Below are 24436 nucleotides of genomic sequence, written 5' to 3' on the forward strand. Positions count from 1 at the left end.
AAATTACCACTCCATAATCTTAGTTTAAATTTTCTTCTGCAGATTCTTCAATTGTATTGCTATGCACAACATCCTTGCAAATAGAAAAGCACCTACTAATTTAAGTAGATGCAATTTATATGGTTTAAGTATCTTATAATTGTGTTTGCAAAATTTCTTTTGCCTTAATAAGGGCTTCTTCAATCTTTTCAGGATTTTTACCACCTGCTTGGGCGATATTTGGTCGTCCGCCGCCGCCACCACCAACTACTTTGGCAATTTCTCCAATCATTTTACCTGCATGAGCACCCATTTTTACAGCTTCATCTGAGGCCATGACAATTAAGTTAACTTGATCATTTGCTTTGCTCGCAAGTACTACAACCCCATTTTTCAGCTTTTGTTTAAACTGATCACCCATATCTCGCAATCCGTTCATATCAATGTCTACTACTGAGGCACATAGTAATTCTACATCCTTAATCTTTTCAACTGAACTTAATAAATCATCTACTGCACCACGAGCAGCCTTGGATTTGAGTTTTTCGTTCTCAGATTGCAATTTCTTAAGCTCTAAAAGGAGGTTGTCAACTTTCTGAACAATAGCTGTCGGCTCTGATTTTACCTTTGCAGCAAGCTCTCTAACAATGTCTTCTTGTCCTTTATAATATGAAATAGCGCCGTCAGAAGTGAGTGCTTCAATTCTTCTTACCCCTGCAGCTACACCGGTCTCAGAAATAATTTTAAAGGTTGATACTTCTGAAGTATTATTAAGATGTGTACCACCACATAGTTCTGTGCTGTAATCACCCATTTTTACAACTCTAACTGTAGTTCCATATTTTTCTCCAAAAAGAGCCATAGCTCCTGCTTTTTTTGCATCCTCAATGGACATTTCTTGAATATTTACTTTAAGACCTTCAGATATTTTTTCGTTTACTTCTTTCTCTACGCTCTCTAATTCTTCACTAGTTAATGCAGTAAAATGAGTAAAGTCAAATCGGAGTCGTTCTGCATTTACATTTGAACCTGCTTGTTCAACATGGTTTCCGATTATATTGCGCAGTGCCTTTTGAAGCAAATGTGTTGTACTATGATTTTTAGCAATTGCATATCGATTTCGAGTATCTACTTTTAAAGATACTGTCTCTCCTAATTTAAGAGAACCTTTTGTTACAGTCCCTATATGTGCAATTTTATTCCCCACTACTTTTTGTACATCATGAATTAAAATTTCACATGAGTTTGTATAAATCGTACCCACGTCAGCTGCTTGACCACCACTTAAAGCATAAAAAGGTGTTTCATTTACAAATACACTTACTTCTTGACCTTCATTCACCAAGGTAACAACATCTTCTTGCGTGGTTAATGCAATTACGTTAGAAGTATGTTCAAGGGTCTCATACCCAACAAATTCATTTTCTAGGTTTGTATCTAATTGATTGTATACTGTTTCTTTTGCACCCATATAGTTTGTTTCTTCTCTTGCTGCTCTAGCACGCTGTCTTTGTTCATTCATTTCTTTTTTGAAAGCATCTTCGTCAACCTTCAGGTCATTTTCTTCTAATATCTCTAATGTCAAGTCAAGAGGAAAACCATAGGTATCGTATAATTTAAAAGCACTAGCTCCAGATAAAATCTTTTCGTTAGCTCCTTTTAAATCTTCAATATATCCTTTGAGTATAGACAGTCCTTGATCAATCGTTTCATCAAAGCGATCTTCTTCTACACTTATTATTTTTAAAATATATGCTTCTTTTTCAAAAAGCTCTTGATATGCATCTTTGGAGGTTTGAATTACAACTTCAGCAAGCTTAGATAAGAATTTACCTTCTATACCTAATAATTTGCCGTGACGAGCTGCTCTTCTTAACAATCTTCTAAGAACATAACCTCTACCTTCATTTGAAGGTAAAATACCATCAGAAGTCATAAAGGTTACTGATCGAATATGATCGGTTATTAATCTAATAGAAACATCTACCTTGGCGTCAGCCTTATAGGCTACATGAGACGCTTCGCATACGGCATCTCTGATCGCTTTGACAGTGTCTACATCAAATATCGAGTCTACACCCTGCATCATAACTGCAAGACGCTCTAGACCCATTCCTGTGTCAATATTTGGCTTTGGAAGCAATACATACTCTCCAGCATCAGTTTTATCAAACTGCGTGAAAACTAAATTCCAAATTTCTACAAACCGATCACAATCACAACCTACCTTACAGTCAGCTGATCCACATCCAAAAGCATCGCCTCTATCAAAATAGATTTCTGAACAAGGTCCACAAGGTCCTGCTCCATGTTCCCAAAAATTATCTTCCTTACCCATTCTTACAATATGATCCATCTGCACATGTGCTTTTTCATGCCATAGTTTTTCTGCCTCATCATCTTCTAAGTAAACTGAAACATATAACAAGTCCTTTGGTATTTGAAGAACTTCTGTAAAGAACTCCCAGGCCCAAATGATTGCTTCTTCTTTAAAATAATCTCCAAAAGAAAAGTTGCCAAGCATTTCAAAAAAAGTACCATGACGTGCAGTCTTACCAACATTTTCAATATCACCTGTTCTAATACATTTTTGGCATGTAGTAACACGATTTCTTGGTGGTATTTCTTGTCCTGTAAAATAAGGCTTCAAAGGTGCCATACCTGCATTGATGAGCAATAAGCTCTTGTCATTTTGTGGTACCAACGGAAAACTATCCATTTTCAAATGATCTTTGCTTTCAAAGAAATCAAGATACATTTTTCTAAGTTCATTCAGTCCATAACTTTTCACAACGAATCCTCCTGTATATTAACACGCCTTCTCAATAGTAACGTCGTTAAATATTTACTTTTAATCATAACAATCTAATTTAAAATTATAAATAAGTTAGTAGTTTTTGTCAAATAATTTATATATCAAAATCTAATTTTTTGAGTTGAAACCATATCGTTCTGCTGTCATTATAGCACTAATGATAACATTAATAAGCAATTTAAGTCTATAATAATAAAAGAGGCCACTTCTTTGTGATGAAGCAGCCTCTTCTACGTATTAATGTTCTATATATAAATTCAATAAACGCCTAAATTAGTTTTTCTTACTACCATTTGTTTGATTATCATTGTCATTACTGTTTTCTTTAGTATCATCTTTCTTGTTTTTATTATTTTTTAATAAAGAATCATTAACATCATCATTTTTATCTTTCATATTCTTATTGGTGTTCTCATCATTTAGAGAATCCTTATCATCATCGTTATCATTATGTGTTATCACCTTATTCTTATCGGTTGTGATGTCAACGGCTTTATCTTTTTTTTCATTTTCAATACTCGCGTCGTTTTTTTTAGAATTGCTTTTTAAATTTGAGTTATTTTTAGTTGAAGGAATGAATTCATCGGTTGTATCTTCAGTATTTATGTCATCTTCAAACGTAACTTTTTCTGCATCTTGCAATTCATCTTCAGTACTATCTTCAGTACTATCTTCAGTACTATCTTCAGATTGATTTTTACGAATAATTTTCAATGCTCTTTTTTCTGATTTGTTTAATTCTATAATTTCTTTTCTTTCTGCTATTGCAGCAACTTTCATTTCTTTGATTTCTTCTTGCGTAATGTCGTCATCTAAAAACTTAAGCATTTCAAATTTTCCTAGCGATAAACCTTGTGAATTTGCTGCTTTTAGCGCTTCGTCAGTTCCTTTAACATATAAGAAATTATATTGTTCAGTTTTCTTTTCCATGAAAGCTTGGATGCGTTCTTCTAGTGCAGATTCTTCTTCAGTAGTATCTTCGTCATCAGTAGCCGCATCAACAGTGGTGTCTTCATCTTCTTCAAGTATAACCGATGAAATTAAAATCGAACCATCTTCTAATAGAAACCCTTTAACCTGAGCATTATTAAGCAATAATTCTAATGCATCTTCTATGTTCATCCCTATCATATTATTTGAAATAATGTCTGTTGCAGCATCATTTAAATTTGTTACTTTCATAACTATATTATCTGTATCTAGTTCAATTTCAACACTTGGATTGATATCAACCGTTACAATAGCGTATGGTTTTGCATTTGATGTCGTACCACCAAAGTCAAGTAATGTAGCAACCAATATCACAATTAATAACGAAGCTACAAGAGCACTCATTTTCATTATTTTACTTTTTATTGTATATACATCTTCTTTAAAATAATAAACTTTTTGACCTAGTGACATTCCCAGTTTATAATTGATTTTTTCTGGTTTTCCTTCATCCGACAATACAACGGCATAGGTTGAATCGACTTTAACAATCGTACCTGTTTTCATCATGAATATTCCCTCCTAGAATGTTTTCAATCCATTGTATGATTGTGTGTACTTTCTCTTCGTAGGCAACCACAATGGCAATTATCAACTCCTTATGTAGTTTTAAAAACTTTTTTGAAACACTAAAAAGGTTTGATATTTCAGTTATTGGTAATTTTTTCTTCTCAAATATTTTTCTTGTTATTTCTTCATCTTTACTTAAATTAATAGCAAGTATAAAAATTTGACTTCTAGTTAATTTATGCTTCGGCGCCGTTCTCACCAAATCGTCCCAAGTAATATCAAAAGTAGATAGATTTTGCTCATATTTCATAAGCTCATGTTTTAGAAGAGTATCCTCTTCGAAATGTTCATAAGCACTCACCTGTGAATCTTCAAATGTAATTTGAATTATTTTTGATTTTTTCCGAGTATCATCAATCAATCGATTGACAATAACTGTTTTGGCAAAAGAGAAAAAATTGCCTCTACTTTCCTCATAATGATCGATAGCATGATTGAAAGCTTCTATAGCTATGCTTAATTCTTCGCTATTTTCTACTTCTACATATTTTTTGGTATAATCTGCTACAGCCTTTATGATGAAAGGGAAATGTTCAGAAATAAATTCATTCTTGTTGTCAATATTCATCATTAGTACCCCCAAGTATGTATGATACTCTTATTATATAATACGTGATTCATTTTATTTTTAGGGACCTTTTTATAGTTAGTTATATACTAATTATACCTAATGTCATATAATAGCTCAATCTAAATTCCAAAAAGGACTGATTACTCTTTAATCAATGGCTTAATCCAAGCAAATAAAAACACCCTTTGTGAATCCACAAGGAGTGTTCTAAATGAGTCTTGTTACGGTTTCGTAACTGAATGCAATCGTCGCTTGCACATCGGTTAAATAATAATAATTTTTTCATTAACCAATTGTTGAAGTGCTTTCATTGTTCCTAGTTTAGCATGATGCCAAGTCAACCCACCTTGACAAAACACTGTATATGGTGGTTTCATTGGTGCATCTGCACTTAGCTCTATTGAAGAGCCTTGTATGAAAGTCCCTGCCGCCATGATTACCGGAACATCGTATCCAGGCATTTCCCAAGGTACCGGCTTAACAAAACTATCAACAGGAGCAGCTTCTTGGATCCCTTGGCAAAAAGCAATTACTCCGTCTTCACTTTCCATATTTACAGCTTGCACAATGTCATATCTTTCCTCTGTAGCACTCGGAAATGTATGATATCCTAACTTTCCAAATACATTTGCAGTAAAAATTGCACCCTTAAGAGCACTTGCTACAACTTGAGGAGCTAGGAATAGCCCTTGAAAGAAGGTTTGATTGAGTCCTAAAGTTGCACCAACTTCCTTCCCTAGACCTGGGGCTGTCAGTCTATTTGCTGCAGCTTCAACATACACATTTTTCCCAACGATATATCCACCAATAGGTGCCAATCCGCCACCTATGTTTTTGATTAATGATCCAACCACCAAATCTGCACCTACGTCTGAAGGTTCTATCTTTTGAACAAACTCACCGTAACAATTATCAACCATACAGATAATACGATTGTTTATTTTTTTTATAAAAGATATTAATTCCCCTACTAGTTCAACAGATAAAGTTGGCCTAATGGAATAACCTTTCGATCTTTGAATACTTACTAGCTTCGTTTTAACTGTAATAGCTTTTTTAATACTATCGTAATCTAACGCGCCATTTGGTAGAAGTTCAACCTGCTTATAAGTAATGCCATACTCCATAAGCGAGCCATTTGTAGGCCTTATTCCAATAACACCTTCAAGCGTATCATATGGCTTACCTGCAGGGCAGAGAAGCTCATCACCAGGCCTTAGATTGCCAAATAGCGCAACCGTGAGTGCATGAGTACCCGATATTAATTGTGGACGCACCAAAGCAGCCTCCGCATTAAATACAGACGCATAAACTTCTTCTAATGTATCACGACCTAGATCGTTATATCCATACCCCGTTGTTGCTGCAAAATGTGTATCACTTACTCTATTTTGTTGCATACTATAAATCACTTTGAGCTGATTATATTCTGCAACCAAATCAATTTCACAGAATCGATCTGATAGTTCTGCTTCAATACCATTACAAAAATCAAACACCTCTTTTGAGATGTTTAACTTCGAATACATGGATTGTATCATCTAGTACATTCCCTCGCGCTCTTCTACCATTAATTGAACTTCTTTTGAAGGGATAATTGTTGATATTGCATGCTTGTAAATCATTTGTTGCTTGCCTTCTGTTTCTAAAATAACAATAAAGTTATCAAAACCTCTAACAATACCCTTTAATTGAAAACCATTTGTTAAATAAATCAAAATAGATGTTTTGTCTTTTCTAACTTGATTTAAAAACACATCTTGTAAATTTATGGCCTTACTCATGATGATGTCCCCCTTATAATTTCGTGATTTACATTTATTTTCTCAAAGGTACTAGACTTATAAATAGTTTAGTCTCGTAACCAAATGTAAGCAGAACTTTCACTTGGTAAAATGAATGCTTAGTTCTATTCTATTACAAAAATTGTTTTTCTTCAATATCTTTTATTATTTTGGACAAAATATTTTCAATATTAAACTCAAATAAATCTAAATTTAGCCAGCAAATGTCTTTTTCTCTTCTAAACCAAGTAAATTGCCTTTTAGCAAAATGTCTTGTATCTCTTTTGATGATGTACTTTGCTTCTTCTAAATCACATTTACCATCAAAGAAAGAAAAAACTTCTTTATATCCCAAGCCTTGCATAGAAACCAATTCTTTTGTATAGCCCCTATCTCTTAAATCAGAGACTTCTTGAACTAGTCCTTTTTCAAACATTTCGTCTACTCTTGTATCAATTCGGTTATACAAAATTTGTCTATCCATATCTAACATATAAAACAAAAAATTATAGGGTGATGTTTTCTTCTTCTCTTCTTCATTATGCTTTGATATTGGTGAACCTGTTTGATGGAAGTATTCTAATGCCCGTATTACACGCTTAACATTGTTTGGGTGAATAATCTTATAGGATTCTTCATCTACTTCCTTTAATAAGCTATGTAAATATTCATTTCCGTTTTCTGATGCTAATTTTTCAAGTGACCATCTATAGGAATTGTCGTTTTGAGTTTCCTCAAAGGATATATCATATAAAATTGCTTGAATATAAAACCCAGTTCCCCCTACAAGAATCGGGATTTTCCCTTTTTCTAAAATTTCATCAATGGCTTTTTTCGCTTTTTGTTGAAATATCCTAATATTAAAGGGCTCTTTTGGATCAATCATATCTATTAGATGATGCTTAATTCCCTGTTCTTCTTCTTTGCTGACCTTAGCAGTACCTATATTCATATACCGATATACTTGCATAGAATCTGCTGAAATAATTTCTCCATTGATTCTTTTTGCAAGTTCTACTGATAAGCTTGTTTTTCCTGATGCTGTTGGCCCAGCAATGATGATAAGTGGTTTTTTCATATTTACACTCCTACTGTATTCTTTTGAACTTCTTTTCTAATTCGTACTTAGTCATAGAAATGATTGTTGGCCTACCATGAGGACAGTTAAAAGGATTTTCTAGGAGCAAGAGTTCATCGATTAATTGTTGATATTCTAAACTTGTCATATGATCATGAGCCTTCACAGCGGCTTTGCATGCCATTGACGCAATCTCATTTATAAGTATACCATATTTTTCCTCTTTATATTCATTATCAAGTCTATCTAAAATAGTAACAAAATCATTTGGATGCATTGGTCGATCAAAAATATAAGGTACTGAACGAATTGCAATAGCATCCCCACCGAAATCTTCAATTTCAAAACCAATCTCTAAAAATAAATGTTGATGAAGATCCAATCTGATTTTTTCTTTCATGGATAAGTGAACAATCAATGGCTGAAGTAATTTCTGGGAATAGGCTGTTTTATCCTTTAGTCCTTTTATTATCTTATCATACAGAACTCGCTCGTGAGCTGCATGTTGATCTATAATATAATATTTATCTTTAAATTCAATAATCCAATAGGTACTAAACAATTGCCCGACAATTTTATGTTCCTTTGCAGTAGCAACGTCAGTGAAAAGTTCTTTTTTGTAGTCTATTTGTGTTCCTTTTAAGGCTTCGTTGTTCGATATACTTGCTTCAGGGATGTTCACACGTTGAACGATATTTGGGATACCCATCGATCTGTTGTTTTCATTTATATTCGATGAATCCTTTAACAGAATGCTTTCTTTTAGGCTTGAATACTGCTTGGACGCTTCTGAAACACTGTTATTGATTGGTTGAATCTTTGAAAAGTCCTTTGTAAAATTTGATGAATTTCCTTGTAACCTATTTGCTTCAAAGGGTTCAGGAATAGACCTGCCAATGATGGGTTTTGGTTGTTCTTTTCGTTTATCAAAGGTCACCTCTGGAATCAATTCGCTTGATACCAATGCTTTTGTAAGAGCGCTATATAATACATCATAGATTTCCTGCTCGTTATTAAAACGAATATCCATCTTCGTTGGATGAACATTCACATCAATGTATTCAGATAATATTTCTATATTAAATACTGTAAATGGGTATTGATGTATCGTTAATTTAGATTTGTAGGCATCCTCAATTGCTTTTTGGATCACTTTACTTTTTATATATCGCCCATTTATATAGTAATTTTCATAACTACGATTTGCACGACTAATTACAGGTTTACCAATATATCCTCTTATATGGAAATCTCCATTCAATTCATTTAACTCTATTAAATTTTTTGCGATATCTTTTCCAAATACAGTAAAAATACAGTCTTGTAACTGATTATTTCCTGATGTGTGCAGCTTAATTTGATTGTTATTAATGAATTTAAATGATACTTGTGGATTTCCTAACGCTAACTTATTCATCAAATCCGATACATATGCGGCTTCTGTTATTGGTGCTTTTAAAAACTTTCTTCTTACGGGTGTATTATAGAACATATTGTTGATGATAAAGGTCGTACCTTCCGGGCAACCAATTTCTTCGATACTCTTCTCAAATCCACCTTCAATAAGGTATCTAATACCGGTTAAGTGATCATAAGTTTTTGTAATCATTTCTACTTGAGATACGGATGCAATACTAGCAAGTGCTTCACCTCGAAAACCAAGGGATGAAACCGTAATTAAATCCTCAATATTTTTTATTTTACTCGTTGAATGTCTCAAAAAGGCGTTGCTAATATCTGAAGCATCAATACCAATCCCATTATCCGTAATTCTTATTGTAGAAAGACCACCTTCTTTAATTTCAACAGTAATTGCTGTGGCTTTTGCATCAATAGAATTTTCAACCAATTCTTTTACAATAGAAGCAGGCCGTTCAACAACCTCGCCTGCCGCAATTTTATTAATTGTATTTTGATCTAGTAATTGTATTTTCGACATAATTATCCTCTACTTTATTACCTTTTTTTGAAGCTCACTTAATAAGGTTAAGGCTTCTAATGGTGTAATATGATTCAGTTGAATGTTTTTTATCATACTAACAACTTCACTGTCTGTTGCATCAAATAAATTGAGTTGAATAGGTTGTTCCTTTCTCGGCTCAATAAGCTTTTTGCTATTCGTATGTGTTGCGATATCAGCATCCGTTAATTCTTGAAGTATTTCTTTAGCCCTTATGATCACATTCTCTGGAACTCCTGCAAGCTTAGCAACTTGAATTCCATAGCTTTTATCTGCACCACCTGGAATGATCTTTCGCAGAAATATAATATCGTCTCCCTTTTCTTTCACGGAGATACAATAATTAACTACTCCATCTATTGTTCCTTCAAGCTCAGTGAGCTCATGGTAATGGGTAGCAAAAAGAGATTTTGCACCTAAGGTATTACCGACTATGTATTCTACTACTGCCCATGCAATGCTAAGTCCATCAAAGGTACTTGTTCCTCTTCCAATTTCATCTAAAATAATCAAACTATCTTTGGTAGCATTCCTTAAAATATTTGCAACCTCTGTCATTTCAACCATAAAGGTACTTTGTCCAGAAGCCAAATCATCAGAAGCTCCAACTCTTGTAAAGATTCTATCTACAACACCAATTGTTGCTTCAGTTGCGGGCACGAAACTACCCATCTGAGCCATCAAAACAATTAAAGCAACTTGTCTCATATACGTTGACTTACCAGCCATATTAGGTCCTGTTATGATTGAAAATCTATGTTCTAGACTATTTAAATAAGTATTGTTTGTGATGAACAGATCATTGTTCATCATTTTTTCTACCACTGGATGTCTACCATCCTTTATTGAGATCCCTTGATCGTTGTCAATCTTTGGTCTTACAAAGTTTTGCTTGCTTGCCACATCACTTAAGGATTGTAATACATCAAGCAAGGATACTTGAACTGATGTCGTTTTAATACGTTCCACCGCTTCAGCAAGCTCATTTCTTATAGAGACAAATAGTTCATATTCAAGAGAAACTACTTTTTCCTCAGCGCCAAGAATCGTGTTTTCCATTTCTTTTAATTCTGGAGTTATATAACGTTCAGCATTGGCAAGCGTTTGCTTTCTTGTATAGCGTTCTTCTGGAACCATATCTAAATAGGACTTGGTTATTTCTATATAATAACCGAATACTTTGTTATAATTTATTTTTAAGTTTTTAATTCCTGTTACATCTCGTTCACGCATTTCTAAGTTTGCAAGCCATTCCTTGCCTTCTGTACCTGCGCTTCTTAATCGGTCAACCTCTGCATGATAGCCTGTTTTGATAATATGACCTTCTTTAATAGAAATTGGTGGGTCATCTTCTATTGCTTGATCAATTAATAAATACAAATCATCAAGTGTATCAAAATCCCTACATATTTCTTGTAATAATGAAGATTGACAATGATGAATACTATTTTTTATATAGGGTAACATTCCTAAGGATTGCTTAAAAGCGATTAAATCCCTGGAATTTGCTGTTTGACAACTAATTTTACTCATTAATCTTTCCAAATCATAGATCGGTGTTAATAGCTCTTTCAGTTCTTCTCTTAAGATTGGTTGTTGATACAACTCTTCTACTGCATCTAATCTTTTTTGAATAAGTTCTATTTGTTTTAAGGGTTGTTCAAGAAAGCTTCGAAGCATTCTAGCACCCATAGCTGTTTTGGTTTTATCCAAAACCCATAATAAAGAACCCCTTCTTTCTTTTTCTCGTAAGGTTTCAACTATTTCTAGATTTCTTCTCGTTGATAAATCAAGAACCATATAGTCATCCGCATCATAATAATGAATTTTAGTAATATGTTTAACACTACCCTTTTGCGTTTCAAATAAATAGTCTAAAAGAGCTCCTGAAGCGATCAAGGACTCCATATGTCCAGAAAGTCCAAGCCCTTCTATTGCACCCATTTTGAAATGATTTTGTAACACATCACTACATCGTTTTTTATCAAAGGACCAATCTTCTCTTATGCCAACATAGGCATGTACTCTTCTATTAAACATTTCTAGAAGATCTAAATGTGTTTCAAGTGATTTATCTAAAATAATTTCGGAGGGGCTGACTTTAGCAACCTCATCTATTAATTTTTGCTCTCCTGTAATACTTGTTGTATAAAAATCACCAGTTGTAATATCTACATATGCAACGCCAAAATGAACTACATTATTAAAAATACACATCAAAAAGTTATTTTTGGTTGCATCTAAGGATTGCATATTAAGATTTGTTCCTGGAGTTACAATTCTAACTACGTCTCTTTTCACAATCCCTTTTACTTCCTTAGGGTCTTCAACTTGCTCACAAATTGCAACTTTAAACCCCTTTGAAATAAGTTTGTTTATGTAATTCTCTGCTGCATGATGAGGCACCCCACACATAGGTGCACGCTCATCTTGACCACAATCTCTTCCAGTTAATGTAATTTCTAATGCCTTAGAAGCGAGTTGAGCATCCTCGAAAAACATTTCATAAAAGTCACCTAGTCTGAAAAATAGGATACAATCTTTATATTGCTCTTTTAAATCAAAGTATTGTTGCATCATGGGTGAATATGCTTTTGACATCTTGTTTACCTCATATTTATACTAATTCGCCGTTCAAATAGAAGGATTTAGCGCTAGTTATTTTGACAGATAGTATTTTACCAATTAACTCTTGTCCACCATTTAAATGAACTAAATGATTATTTGATAACCTACCAGATACTAGAGAAGGATTTTGTTGGTTTACCTCTTCAATTAACACATCATATACCTTTCCAACATGTGCTACACTTTTTTCATAAGCAATTGCATTCACAAGCTTTAATAATCTGTTAAACCTTTCCTTAGAAACAGCTTCTGGAATTTGTTCCTCCATAATCGCTGCTGGAGTGCCTGTCCTTTTAGAATAAATGAAGGTATACACAAAATCGTAGCCTACACTTTCTACTACCTCTAACGTATTGATAAAATCTTCTTCCGTTTCACCCGGAAAGCCAACTATAATATCTGTACTAAGTGCAATATCAGGGCAAGATTTTTTAACCTTGTCAACTAACTGCAAGTAATGCTCTTTGGTGTACTTTCTATTCATTTTTTCTAATATTGATGTACTGCCTGATTGGAAAGGCAAATGCAATTGATCACATAATTTTGTGGATTTTGCCATAACCTCAATGAGCTCGTCTGACAAATCCTTTGGATGAGAAGTCATAAATCGTATACGTTCAATACCTTCTATTTTCTCAATCTGAGTTAGCAGTGTCGCAAATGTTGTATTAACATCTAAACTTGAACCATAAGAATTGACATTTTGCCCTAAGAGCATAATCTCAACAACACCCTCTGATGCTAATGTTCTAATTTCATTTATAATGTCTTCTGGTGTTCTACTTCTTTCACGGCCTCTCACATAGGGAACTATACAATAGGAACAAAAATTATTGCACCCATACATGATATTAACACTTGCCTTGAAAGAAAGTTTTCTAATGCTAGGCAAATCTTCAACTATATCACCATGTTCCGTCCATATATCAAAAATGGTTTCACCAGTTTCTAATCTTGTTTCAATTAATTCTGCGACCTTATATAAATTATGAGTACCAAAAACCAAGTCAATATGCCTAAAGGATTGTTTTAGCTTTTGAACGACTGTATCTTGTTGCATCATACAACCACATAAAGCAATGAGCATATTGGGATTTTTTTTCTTGATATTTTTTAGGTATCCAATTCTTCCATATACCTTTAATTCGGCATTCTCTCGAACACAACAAGTATTATATATAACAAAATCCGCATCTTCTTCTATATCTGATGGAGTATATCCAATTTCTTCTAAAACCCCTTTTAGCTTTTCTGAATCATGGGCATTCATTTGACATCCAAGTGTAGTGATAAAATATGTTAAATTATTACCTTTCATTTTTTTGCTTAATCTACAGATAATTTCCTTTTGTCTATTGGCTTCTTCGTGACTTATTGTTACTTGTTCTCTCATTTAAGTGTTCCTTCCTAATATGTATCCAGTTAATTCTATCAATCTGTAATATCTCTATCATTTTACTGGATAATCAACTATTTTTCAACACTAAAATTAGGTAGTAGATGTTTCTAGATTATTTTTTAATCATATAATAAAAATGACGTACAACCTCATATGTTGTTGAGACCATTACGATTGCAAGAAATCCTTTGATAAACATCGAAATAAAATTGGTTATTGGAAATGAATTTGAAGGTAATAAAACATTATTTAAACTACTATTTAGTATTGCTGGATTACTAACCATTTTCAGTATTACCCATAATGTTCCTAAGCTAATAATAATTGTGACAACCCTAGAAAAAATGGTCCATTGTCTTGTTTTGAGATGATACACATAAACTAATATTTGAACGAACCAGAATATATTAACGTATTTCATATAATATTTCAATACCCCTAAGTCAAAAATAGGCATGATCGTGGATATATCTCCCGAAAAAGTATAAATCGCTATTCGTCTAGGGAATAAATTGAAAATGATAATCACAAGTGTTGTAAAGCAAAGCGCAATAATTGTTTCACGTCTTCTTAACCTATTTTTTATTGGTGGAACCACTCTCATATCCTTTGGATGCCATTTCATTTTAATCGCTTTGATATTAAATCTATTTTCATGATTAAAATACTGAATAAGTGCAAAAATTAACGTTACCGACCCAATCGAAATAAGAATTGCAGAAATCAGCTGCATCGGCAATTTAACAATAAGGGTATGGAAAGCGTCTTGTGCACAAATTACGGAAACAAGCGTGGTTATACCAATTGCAAAGCATACAGAAAATGTTACAACAAATAATAGTAAAATATATAATTCAAATAAATCCGGACCAATTAAATACTTATAATTTGGATAATATTTTTCAGCCATTTTAGTTGGAGATCCTAGTTCTAGGAAAACTTCAAAAACATCATCATCACTCATGATATATGAGTCCTCGTTTTGCAATCTCTTGTTGTTTATCGCATAACTAACAGAAGAACGTATTTCTTTTTCTATACTTTCTCTGTGCTTTTTAGGTAACTTTTCACATACAGCATAAACATAACGATCTATCCAATTATTCATTATCTAAATCTCCAATATGGTTTAAGTAGTCATTTGCCTTTTTCAGTCTTTTATAAGTATACATTTTTTCATCAGCAATTTTCATTAAATTATGTCCTTCTTCTCCATCTATAGGAAACTCTACAATACCATAGCTAAAGGATATCTTTTCTTTCTGTCCATTTATATTTAAATATGTTTCTGAAAAGTCTAGGTTTACTTCATACATTATTCTTTCAGCATCATGAATATGTTTTGATTTTAATAATATGAGGAATTCGTCTCCTCCATATCTTGCAAAAATATCTTCTTTATGTAAATGGTTTTTAACTCCCTCTGAAAAACGAATGAGTAAGTTATCACCCTGTTCATGACCATAACGATCGTTAATTCTCTTCAAATTATCTAAGTCAATTGAGACTAACGTAAAAAAATCCATTGGAGTAATATCCCCCATAATTTTTTCAATTAACTCGTTAAAGTACCTTCTATTAAAAACTTGTGTTAGTGTATCATACTTTAATAAATATTGATTTTCTTCTAAACTATCGTAAAGCTTAATCACTTTTTCGACCTCTGAAGCGAACAATTCAATGCTTTTTACATCTTCCGCTGAAAAAGCATCCTTCTTAATACTATCTGCGTTTATCATACCCCATAGCTTACCATTCACTATGATCGGAGTGCTGATCGTAGTTTGAATGTCTTTCATTCCAATAAGACTTAACAAAAGTTGATTTTCCTCTAAAACACTTTCTCTATTGTATTCAGATGAATTGTTGATAATTACAGTCCTATCAACCTTTCCTTTGGTTTCTTTGTATAAATATGTTTCTTCAAGTTTAAGAGAAATCTTTTTTAACATTTTCATATCAAAGCCCTTTGCAGCTTCAAAAGAAAAGACCTGATTATCAATAACCTTCAAAATCGAACCTTTATTTGCATTAGAAAGAGCCAATATAGCTTTATCGAGTATTAAGTCATATAGTTCTTCTCTAGTTTCAAGTTTTCCAGATTCGTTTAATAAATCATATAAAATGTTTTTCAAATTTAAGCTCTTAGATAGATTATGAAATGTCGCATAACTTTTAAAGAATTTTGATATTCCAATAAAGCTTAAAATGAATAATAAAATAAGTAAAAACAAGATAACCACCGAAGGGTATGTGTTAAAATCTTGCTTTATAGCGAAGGATACATTGATGTAAATGATAATACTTAGCAACACGAAATAAAACACAGCGTAATACTTCAATAATTTCTTGCTCATAAAATCACCTCAATCCGCATTAATCATTTGATTGAACTATTGCTAACAGGCCTTTTTTTATAGTAATGGCGCCCTGTTCACTTAGTATTTCATTGCTGATTCCAAAGGAGCTATTTCTTAAAAGTGTTGCATCTTGAAGCTTGTACTTCAAACCTTCTGTTGTAACTCCGTAAACTTTTCTTGAAATAGGAATTAATGAGATATATTTATAATCCTTTTTATGATATATACGGCTACTTCCGTCGCTTACTAATTCTATTGAATTTTTTGTGTCGACTATTTTTAGGTGCGCATGGCGTATAAATTTTTCTAGCATATAAATATTAGCTAAGGTATGATCTATCCGCAATCCGGTTGCACCTAATATGATGATTTTTTTGGAACCTTGTTTGATTGCATATTTTATAGCAATATGCGTATCTGTTAAGTCTTTTTCAGCAGAAAACCTGACTGTCTTGATACCTTGCTGAACAAAGGAATTAAATACTTCTTCATCAACAGAATCAAAATCTCCTAACAATACATCTGGTAATATACCTGCATTATATAAAGCATCCGCACCACTATCTGCACAGATAATAAGCTCTACTTGTCTTTTTTTTATTTGTTCCTTTAAAAAATCTAAAGGCAGATATCCTCCGGTAACAATTATAGTTTTCATATAGTTTACCTAATACTTTTTAAAAGCTTGTATGGATTCTGTTACATCCGGAGAACCAAATATCGCTGAACCTGCTACAATTATCTGTGCACCGGCTTGGACTACTTGCTCAACATTTTCTAAGGTTATTCCGCCATCTACTTGAATAACACAGCTTGAATCTGTTTTTTCTATCAATAGTTTCATCTCTTTAATCTTTCCTATAGATGCTTCTATGAAACTTTGCCCACCGAAGCCTGGATTTACTGACATAATTAAAACAAGATCAATCATAGGCAATATTGGTTCAATTGCTAAGCATGGTGTCGCAGGATTGATTGCAACCCCTACCTTAACACCCTTTTCTTTTATACTTGATATTAATCTATGCAAATGATTTGCACCTTCGTAATGAACAGTTATGATATCCGCACCGCTAGCAATGAAGTCATCAATATACCTTATAGGATCTTCTATCATCAAATGTACATCAAATACTTTTTTAGTACATTTTCTAATGGCCTTAATAACAATTGGTCCTAGCGTAATATTAGGAACAAAAGCTCCATCCATAACATCTATGTGTATATAGTCGCAGCCTGCCTCTGAAATTTTTTGTATTTCTTCCTCTAATCTGCCAAAATTAGCAGATAGTATTGAAGGAGCTATTTTTATCATTTTACCATCTCCTTATATCTTTTAATTCTTGATAAATTAATACATAGTTATTGTATCTTGATTCAGAAATTTCACCTTTTTGTAAGGCATTCTTTACCGCACAATGTGGCTCATTTAAATGATTACACCCCTGATACTTACAGCTATTACTATAATCAGTGAATTCAACAAAATAATTTTTCAATTCATCCTGCATTAATTCATCTAGGGACAATGAGCTGAAGCCAGGCGTATCTACAACATAACTGTCTTCTTTAAAGCAAATTAGCTCTGCATGTCTAGTCGTGTGCTTGCCTCTTTGGGCTTTTTGGCTTATTTCACCAGTTTCTAATTGTATTTCTTTTTGAATCAAGTTCAGTAAAGAAGATTTTCCAACTCCTGATGGTCCTGCAAAAACAGTGGTGGTATTATATAGTGCTTGCACCAACCCTTCAATTCCTTTACCTAATTTTGCACTCGTTGTAAAGACAGGATAACCTAAACGCTCATATGTTACTTTTATTTCTGCAGTGCTTTCTTCATTTAAAGTGTCAATTTTGTTAAAGCATATACTAGCAGGAATGTTTTCTCTTTCAACCATAATTAAAAAACGATCCAGCAAGTTCACATTTGGCTTTGGATGATTGACCGAGAAAACAATCAATACTTGTCCAATATTAGCCACTGTTGGCCTAATAAGCTGATTTTCTCTTGTTTTTATTTCTAATATATTGCCTTTTTTTTCTTCATTGGTTAAGATATCTATCACTACATTATCACCAATCAATGGCTTTATATTTTGATTTCTAAAAAGTCCTCTAGCTTTACATTCATATACACCGTCTCCTGGTACATGAACATAATAAAAGCCTGCTATGCCCTTGATGATTTTGCCTTCCATTAATTAGCCACCTCGTCAAAATTAACAGTATTGGTGTATTCTTTTACACCATCTAAATAAACCTCAACGGTTGCTTTTCCAGCACCATTCACATTAACGACAATTGGAAAATCATCTCTAACAACAGTGTTTGAGTAGACGATATTACTTTCCCCATTACCTGGTATTAGATATACTTCTAATAATCCACTTGTAGCATCGGCTGGCAACAAATCTGTTATCGTGATTCGTTTCTGTACGGATGATTTTCCTGTACTAACAACCATATTAACAACATAACCAGATTCAATTTCTTTACCTACATCCACATTAGTAGCAATAATATCACCTTTCTTAACAACATCATTTGGAACATAAGTAATCGTTCCTTTTACCAGACCCTTTTCCTCTAAAATTTGAAGGCCTTTTGCTTCGGAAATCAATGTAATATCAGGCATTTTTACCAAAACTTTTTCCTTACCTTGACTTATATAAATTGTAACTACCGAATTAAGTTCAGCTAATTTCAATGCTTCTGGCTCTTGCCTAATTATTTCACCTAAGGGAACTACGTCATGATTTTCCATTTGTCTACGTGATTGAAATCCACTATCATGTAAAATTTTCTCTGCTTCATCAAAAGGTAGATTCGTAACATCAGGCACCGTAGCCGCGTCTTGTCCTTTACTAACTACCAAATCTAAAATAATCTTTTCCCCTTTTTCAGTAGCAACTTTACCAGTTTTAGATTGTTTAAAAACATAGTTCTCAGGTTGGTCTGGAGAAAACTCATAGGTTTCTTCGTTATACTCTATACCTTTTTCATCTAATTGTGCCTTCGCATTTTCTATTGTTAAGCCCACCACTACTGGAATGTCTATTTCTTTTGATGATGGTTTTAAATGACTTTTTGTCCAAGCATTGTAGGATACAAAGAATATAATACCTACAACAATCATTGCGCTTAATATCCCTAAGAATACTACCAACTTATTCATTTTTTCTTGTTTAGGTAGTTCTTCTTTACCAGAAACTTTTCTAATATGTTCAAAATCCGCTGCTGACATTTCCAAAGTAGGAGAATCATCTTCGAATTTATTGATATTTACAAATTCTTCACTTGGGAAATCTTGTGCTTTCTTCAAATCCTCTAACAAACTTTCAGCTGAAGGATATCGCATTTCAGGTTTCTTTTGAGTGGCTTTAATAATAATTTGTTCTAGCGCTTTACTAATATTAGGGTTCTTTTCTCTTGGTTGAGGAAGCCTATCATGAATATGCTTAAGCGCTACTGATACTGGTGAATCAGCGACATATGGCATTTCACCTGTTGCCATTTCATACATCGTTATACCGAGCGAATAAATATCACTTTTTTCATCACAAAAACCGCCTCTAGCCTGCTCTGGGGCAATATAATGTACGGAACCTGTAGTAACATCATTTACGATTATTGTAGATTCTGTGGCGATTCTGGCAATACCAAAATCTGCAACCTTAACTTTACCGTCATTGGTTATAATAATGTTTTGAGGCTTAATATCTCTATGGATAATATGATTTGCATGAGCATGTTCTAATGCTGAAGCAATACATGCAGATAGTTTCATTGTCTCGACATCATCTAGGTTACCCTTTTCTTTAATATGTTCTTTTAAGGTTTTACCTTCTAAGAATTCCATTACTATGAAGTGAACCTTATTTTCATTCCCAACATCATATATATTAACAATATTACTATGAGATAGACTTGCAGCTGATTGAGCTTCTGCTTTAAAGCGTTTTACAAAAGCTTCATCCAAACAATATTCTTCTCTTAGAATTTTTATTGCAACAAATCTCTGAAGCTTTGTACATTTGGCTTTATATACTTCTGACATACCGCCTGTTCCAACTTTTTCAATGATTTGATATCTATCATTAATCAACATTCCCGTTTTAATCATCATTTCACCTCATTTCTAGTTTTTGATCTCTATAATTAGTAATGTAATATTATCTGTTCCGCCATTTTTTATAGCCTCTTTAACTAACACATTACCTTGTTCTTTGATTTCCATACTAGAGCTAAGTATTTCGAATATTCTTTCATCCCTTACCATGGTAGTAAGACCATCAGAGCAAAGAAAAATTTTCGAAAGCTCTTTCGTACTTAGTTTAAAGATATCTGGATCAGCACGATGGGCTATGCCTAATGCTCTGGTTATTTTGTTTTTAGCTGGGTGATGAATGCTTTCATCCCTAGTTATTTCACCAACTCTAATTAGTTCTTCAACATAGGAATGATCAATCGTGATTTGTTTAAGTGAATTGTCTGTAACATATAGTCTACTATCCCCAATATTAGCCACATATAGGACGTCATCAATTATAGAGCATGCTACCATTGTAGTGCCCATGCCATTCATTTCACTCGTATGTATTGATTTCTCATATATAACATTGTTAGCATATTGGGTTGCTTTTATAAATATTTCTTCTGTTGTTTCAGCACTTGAGCATTTTTTTACATAGCCAACAAACTCTTCTACAGCAAGCTTAGACGCCACTTCGCCTGCATTATGCCCACCCATGCCGTCTGCAATAATAAAGAGATTAGGTAGTATACCAATAGGATCCTTTGACATAAAATAATTGTCTTCATTGATTTCTCGAACAAGACCAATGTGTGTTATTCCAAATGTTTTCATAATCCCTCCTAAACATATTAAACCAACAATATGATTCAAGTTTTACCTGAATTATTTATTGTTTTTTTCTACATGTGATCTTCTGAGCTGTCCACAGGCAGCATCTACTTCTTCACCTAAAGCTCTTCTAACTGTTGTAGTGATTTTTTTGCTTTCTAAAATTCTTTTAAAATTTTTCACTGCAGCATCATCACTTTTCTCAAAAGGTTTTCCCTCTACCTTATTCATTGGTATTAGATTTACGTGACATAACATACCTTTTAATCTTCTTGTTAATAAATATGCATCATCTTTTGTGTCATTTACTCCTTTGACCAAACTATACTCAAAGGTAATTCTTCTGTTAGTGGTTTTTGTATAGTATTGACAACTAGCCATTAATTCTTCATAAGTAAATTGATGTACGATAGGCATAAGTTTCTCTCTAACCTCATCGTCTGCGCCATGAAGAGATATTGCTAAATTCACGCCTGTATTCTCATCAGCAAAATCATATATTCTAGGGACAATACCACAGGTTGAAACAGTAATGCTTCTTTGACCTATGTTTCTACCTTCCTTTGAATTGATTATTTTAATGAATTTCATTAGGTTGTCGTAATTATCAAAAGGTTCACCTGTTCCCATTACAACAATATTAGATATTTTTTCGCCTGCGTTTTTTTCAATCGCATAAATTTGTTCTAACATTTCTGATGGTTTTAAATTTCTAACCAATCCACCAATTGTGGATGCGCAAAACTTGCAGCCCATTTTACAGCCTACTTGAGAAGAAATGCATACTGAATTACCGTGCTTATATGACATTAATACACTTTCAATTACTTGATCATCATCAAGTTCAAAAAGGAATTTCTTTGTTCCATCTTCTTTTGACTTTAAGCAATCTAATTGATCAACGTTAACAATATTACAGGTATCTGTAAGCTTTGTAATTAGCTCTTTTGATAAATTTGACATTTCCTCAAAAGATTGTGCACCTTTTTGATGTAACCAAGTGTATATCTGACTGCTTCTGTACTTTTTTTCGCCTATAGATAAGATAAATTCATTTAGTTCATCTAAATCCATAGATTTAATATCTATTAATCTACTCATATTTTATGCCATCCTTTTCATTTTTGCAATAAAAAAACCATCTGATACTTCATTTATCGGGAGCAATTGCAAAAAACCTTTGTCTTTCGCTGTATTTAGTCCGTTTTTTAGCTCATAATCAATTGGAATTAGCTCATAGTTAGAATTATTGTCTAAGAACCACTCAATATTTTTGCCGTTTTCCCAGTTATTGATTGTACAAGTACTGTAGATCAATACTCCGCCAATTTTTACGTATTTACTTGCAACATTTAATATCTCTCTTTGAACTTTAATTAAGCTAGAAATACCCTCTAGAGAAACATTATATTTTATATCCGGCTTCTTCTTAATAATACCAAGACCAGAGCAAGGAACGTCGGTTAGAACGATATCTACTTTATTTTCCAAGTCTAAATCTGAAACTGTTGCATCTTGTTTAGAAATTTCTACATTTGCAATTCCTAGTCTTGAACAATTTTCTTTAATCTTTAAAATCTTGCGGTCAGATAAATCTCTAGAATAGATTTTACCATTATTGTGCATCATTTGTGCCAAATGTGTGGTCTTCCCCCCTGGGGCGGCACAAACATCTAAGATTACGTCACTGTCCTTTGGACCTGCGATTTCACCTACTAACATTGAACTTTCATCTTGAACTTGAAACAAACCTTTCTGGAAAGCTTTCAAGTTTTTAATTGCACCTACACCTTCTAAATAATAAGCATAAGGTAAAAGGTGTCCCTCAGAAACTATAAGTTGATCTTCCGCTAAGCTTTTGAGTAGCTCGTCTCTTGAACCCTTTATAGCATTATGACGAATACATAATCTCGGAATTTTCAAACTATCTTCAAGTATTTCCCTAACGATGATGTAATCATATTGCTCTAGCAAATATTCCACCAACCATTTTGGAAAGGAATACATGATTGATAAATATTCTGATTTACTGATATCCTCATTTGGATAATTTATAGAAGCTATGTTTCTTGAAACATTTCGCAGAACACCATTTACAAATCCAGCTAAATTAACCATCTTACGTTTTTTAACTAGCTTAACACTTTCGTCAATGGCAGCGCTATGAGGTACATGCTCCATAAAGAGCATCTGATATATAGACATTCTGAGAATAAGTAGAATTGGTTTTTTTAACTTGTTCGTTTTCACCTTAGAAAACTGATTGATAATATAATCTATCTTAATTTCATATTCCACTGTTCCATAAATAACTCGATTTATAAAGGCTTTTTCTTGTTGTGTTAATGTAAGCATATTAAAGTGGCCTTCTAATGCATCATTTATAAATATATTGCTCGTTTCTAGTTCTTCTAAGATTTTTAAGCATACGTTTCTTAAATTAATTGTTATCATCTCCAAACTATATTTATTAACTTCAAATGGTTGATGTTTGCACCTTACTTAATTAAAATTATAACCAACATTTAATGTAACACCTCTTAAAAAAGAAGCTGCATCCATTTTGTTTTTACCTTGTAGTTGAAGTTCTTTTATAAAAAGAGCATTTTCGTTACATTTAATAATAAAACCTTCATTTTTAACAATATCAATGATTGTACCTGCTTTGATGGTATTGTCATTGACAGTTACAAGCTCTGCTTTCCATATTTTAAGCATTTTATCCTCGTAATAAGTATAGGCACTTGGCCAAGGGTTTAATCCTCTAATTAATCTTTCAATTTCTATCGCACTATTGTTCCAATTTATTTTACCTAATTCCTTTGATAACATAGGTGCATAACTAGCAGCTTGATGATCTTGGCAGATTCTTGTTATTGAACCCTCTTCCAACTGCTTCAAGGTACGTATTAATAAAGGTCCGCCTAATATACTCAATTTGTCATGTAGGCTTCCTCCAGTCTCATCCTTATCTATCTCAATTGCTTCTTTTAATAACATATCACCAGTATCTAACCCGATATCCATAAACATTGTCGTTAGGCCAGTTTCCTTTTCACCATTCATAACAGACCATTGTATTGGGCCTGCTCCTCTATATTTCGGCAGTAAGGATGCATGCACATTAATGCAACCGAATTTAGGAATCTCTAATAATGCTTTTGGTAGTATTTGTCCAAAAGCAATAACAACAATTACATCTGGTTGTAATTCCGTTAAAAGTTGAATGAATTCAGCTTCCCTAACCTTTTTTGGTTGGAAAACAGGTATATTGTACTCTAGTGCAACCTCTTTTACGGGTGTATGAGACAGCTTATTGCCTCTTCCCTTAGGCTTATCTTGTTGTGTTACAACAGCAATAAGTTCATGCTCAGAGCCAATTAATGTTTTAAGTGTGGGTACTGAAAAATCTGGAGTTCCCATAAAAATAATTTTCATTTC

General features: G+C 33.1%; 19 protein-coding genes. All 19 read right to left on the bottom strand.

Annotation, left to right across the window (positions count from 1 at the left end; genetic code table 11):
• Window positions 1-133: 133 nt before the first annotated feature.
• A complete protein-coding gene (locus CVU84_04310; GenBank protein ID PKM96028.1) occupies window positions 134-2770 on the bottom strand; it encodes an alanine--tRNA ligase in 2637 nt (878 codons plus the stop codon).
• Between the two features lie 297 nt (window positions 2771-3067).
• Window positions 3068-4294, bottom strand: a complete 1227-nt coding sequence (locus tag CVU84_04315) for a hypothetical protein (GenBank protein ID PKM96029.1) — start codon at window positions 4292-4294, stop codon at window positions 3068-3070.
• Entirely contained in the window at window positions 4269-4922 is a 654-nt protein-coding gene (locus CVU84_04320) for a hypothetical protein (protein ID PKM96030.1), read from the bottom strand. Before CVU84_04320 ends, CVU84_04315 begins: the two co-directional genes overlap by 26 nt.
• A gap of 266 nt (window positions 4923-5188) precedes the next feature.
• A complete protein-coding gene (locus CVU84_04325) occupies window positions 5189-6466 on the bottom strand; it encodes a hypothetical protein (protein PKM96031.1) in 1278 nt (425 codons plus the stop codon).
• Window positions 6467-6709, bottom strand: coding sequence for an RNA chaperone Hfq (locus tag CVU84_04330; protein ID PKM96032.1), 243 nt, complete (start codon window positions 6707-6709; stop codon window positions 6467-6469).
• A 133-nt stretch (window positions 6710-6842) separates the two neighbouring features.
• Window positions 6843-7787 (bottom strand): tRNA (adenosine(37)-N6)-dimethylallyltransferase MiaA, encoded by a 945-nt coding sequence (locus CVU84_04335; GenBank protein PKM96033.1) that lies wholly within the window; start codon window positions 7785-7787, stop codon window positions 6843-6845.
• 10 nt (window positions 7788-7797) lie between these two features.
• Complete coding sequence (locus CVU84_04340) at window positions 7798-9726, bottom strand: DNA mismatch repair protein MutL (protein PKM96034.1); 1929 nt, start codon at window positions 9724-9726, stop codon at window positions 7798-7800.
• Window positions 9727-9735: 9 nt separating this feature from the next.
• Entirely contained in the window at window positions 9736-12327 is a 2592-nt protein-coding gene (locus tag CVU84_04345) for a DNA mismatch repair protein MutS (protein ID PKM96131.1), read from the bottom strand.
• Window positions 12328-12364: 37 nt separating this feature from the next.
• Window positions 12365-13768, bottom strand: coding sequence for a tRNA (N6-isopentenyl adenosine(37)-C2)-methylthiotransferase MiaB (gene miaB, locus CVU84_04350; protein ID PKM96035.1), 1404 nt, complete (start codon window positions 13766-13768; stop codon window positions 12365-12367).
• Between the two features lie 118 nt (window positions 13769-13886).
• Window positions 13887-14882 (bottom strand): hypothetical protein, encoded by a 996-nt coding sequence (locus tag CVU84_04355; GenBank protein ID PKM96036.1) that lies wholly within the window; start codon window positions 14880-14882, stop codon window positions 13887-13889.
• A complete protein-coding gene (locus tag CVU84_04360) occupies window positions 14875-16131 on the bottom strand; it encodes a hypothetical protein (GenBank protein ID PKM96037.1) in 1257 nt (418 codons plus the stop codon). Before CVU84_04360 ends, CVU84_04355 begins: the two co-directional genes overlap by 8 nt.
• A gap of 19 nt (window positions 16132-16150) precedes the next feature.
• Window positions 16151-16792 carry a thiamine diphosphokinase gene (locus tag CVU84_04365; protein ID PKM96038.1) on the bottom strand — a complete coding sequence of 214 codons (642 nt, stop codon included), beginning with the start codon at window positions 16790-16792 and terminating at the stop codon, window positions 16151-16153.
• A gap of 9 nt (window positions 16793-16801) precedes the next feature.
• Window positions 16802-17449 (bottom strand): ribulose-phosphate 3-epimerase, encoded by a 648-nt coding sequence (locus tag CVU84_04370; protein ID PKM96039.1) that lies wholly within the window; start codon window positions 17447-17449, stop codon window positions 16802-16804.
• Window position 17450: 1 nt separating this feature from the next.
• Complete coding sequence (rsgA, locus tag CVU84_04375) at window positions 17451-18329, bottom strand: ribosome small subunit-dependent GTPase A (GenBank protein PKM96040.1); 879 nt, start codon at window positions 18327-18329, stop codon at window positions 17451-17453.
• Window positions 18329-20257 carry a hypothetical protein gene (locus CVU84_04380; GenBank protein PKM96041.1) on the bottom strand — a complete coding sequence of 643 codons (1929 nt, stop codon included), beginning with the start codon at window positions 20255-20257 and terminating at the stop codon, window positions 18329-18331. Before CVU84_04380 ends, rsgA begins: the two co-directional genes overlap by 1 nt.
• A 12-nt stretch (window positions 20258-20269) precedes the next feature.
• Window positions 20270-20998 carry a serine/threonine-protein phosphatase gene (locus CVU84_04385; GenBank protein ID PKM96042.1) on the bottom strand — a complete coding sequence of 243 codons (729 nt, stop codon included), beginning with the start codon at window positions 20996-20998 and terminating at the stop codon, window positions 20270-20272.
• Window positions 20999-21049: 51 nt separating this feature from the next.
• Entirely contained in the window at window positions 21050-22096 is a 1047-nt protein-coding gene (locus CVU84_04390) for a 23S rRNA (adenine(2503)-C(2))-methyltransferase RlmN (GenBank protein ID PKM96043.1), read from the bottom strand.
• Between the two features lie 3 nt (window positions 22097-22099).
• Window positions 22100-23455 (bottom strand): 16S rRNA (cytosine(967)-C(5))-methyltransferase, encoded by a 1356-nt coding sequence (locus CVU84_04395; GenBank protein ID PKM96044.1) that lies wholly within the window; start codon window positions 23453-23455, stop codon window positions 22100-22102.
• A gap of 42 nt (window positions 23456-23497) precedes the next feature.
• Entirely contained in the window at window positions 23498-24433 is a 936-nt protein-coding gene (locus CVU84_04400; GenBank protein PKM96045.1) for a methionyl-tRNA formyltransferase, read from the bottom strand.
• Window positions 24434-24436 lie beyond the last annotated feature (3 nt).

The organism is Firmicutes bacterium HGW-Firmicutes-1, from assembly GCA_002841625.1.
GTDB lineage: Bacteria > Bacillota > Clostridia > Lachnospirales > Vallitaleaceae > HGW-1.

What these genes read in the sequence shown, in the direction of transcription:
- CVU84_04360 (PKM96037.1), bottom strand. Translation starts at nt 16,131, where the DNA reads ATGAGCAAGAAATTATTGAAGTATTACGCTGTGTTTTATTTCGTGTTG.
- CVU84_04400 (PKM96045.1), bottom strand. Translation starts at nt 24,433, where the DNA reads ATGAAAATTATTTTTATGGGAACTCCAGATTTTTCAGTACCCACACTT.
- miaB (PKM96035.1), bottom strand. Translation starts at nt 13,768, where the DNA reads ATGAGAGAACAAGTAACAATAAGTCACGAAGAAGCCAATAGACAAAAG.
- CVU84_04325 (PKM96031.1), bottom strand. Translation starts at nt 6,466, where the DNA reads ATGATACAATCCATGTATTCGAAGTTAAACATCTCAAAAGAGGTGTTT.
- CVU84_04380 (PKM96041.1), bottom strand. Translation starts at nt 20,257, where the DNA reads ATGATGATTAAAACGGGAATGTTGATTAATGATAGATATCAAATCATT.
- CVU84_04330 (PKM96032.1), bottom strand. Translation starts at nt 6,709, where the DNA reads ATGAGTAAGGCCATAAATTTACAAGATGTGTTTTTAAATCAAGTTAGA.
- CVU84_04320 (PKM96030.1), bottom strand. Translation starts at nt 4,922, where the DNA reads ATGAATATTGACAACAAGAATGAATTTATTTCTGAACATTTCCCTTTC.
- CVU84_04315 (PKM96029.1), bottom strand. Translation starts at nt 4,294, where the DNA reads ATGATGAAAACAGGTACGATTGTTAAAGTCGATTCAACCTATGCCGTT.
- CVU84_04385 (PKM96042.1), bottom strand. Translation starts at nt 20,998, where the DNA reads ATGAAAACATTTGGAATAACACACATTGGTCTTGTTCGAGAAATCAAT.
- CVU84_04340 (PKM96034.1), bottom strand. Translation starts at nt 9,726, where the DNA reads ATGTCGAAAATACAATTACTAGATCAAAATACAATTAATAAAATTGCG.
- CVU84_04355 (PKM96036.1), bottom strand. Translation starts at nt 14,882, where the DNA reads ATGAATAATTGGATAGATCGTTATGTTTATGCTGTATGTGAAAAGTTA.
- CVU84_04365 (PKM96038.1), bottom strand. Translation starts at nt 16,792, where the DNA reads ATGAAAACTATAATTGTTACCGGAGGATATCTGCCTTTAGATTTTTTA.
- CVU84_04335 (PKM96033.1), bottom strand. Translation starts at nt 7,787, where the DNA reads ATGAAAAAACCACTTATCATCATTGCTGGGCCAACAGCATCAGGAAAA.
- CVU84_04345 (PKM96131.1), bottom strand. Translation starts at nt 12,327, where the DNA reads ATGATGCAACAATACTTTGATTTAAAAGAGCAATATAAAGATTGTATC.
- CVU84_04370 (PKM96039.1), bottom strand. Translation starts at nt 17,449, where the DNA reads ATGATAAAAATAGCTCCTTCAATACTATCTGCTAATTTTGGCAGATTA.
- rsgA (PKM96040.1), bottom strand. Translation starts at nt 18,329, where the DNA reads ATGGAAGGCAAAATCATCAAGGGCATAGCAGGCTTTTATTATGTTCAT.
- CVU84_04390 (PKM96043.1), bottom strand. Translation starts at nt 22,096, where the DNA reads ATGAGTAGATTAATAGATATTAAATCTATGGATTTAGATGAACTAAAT.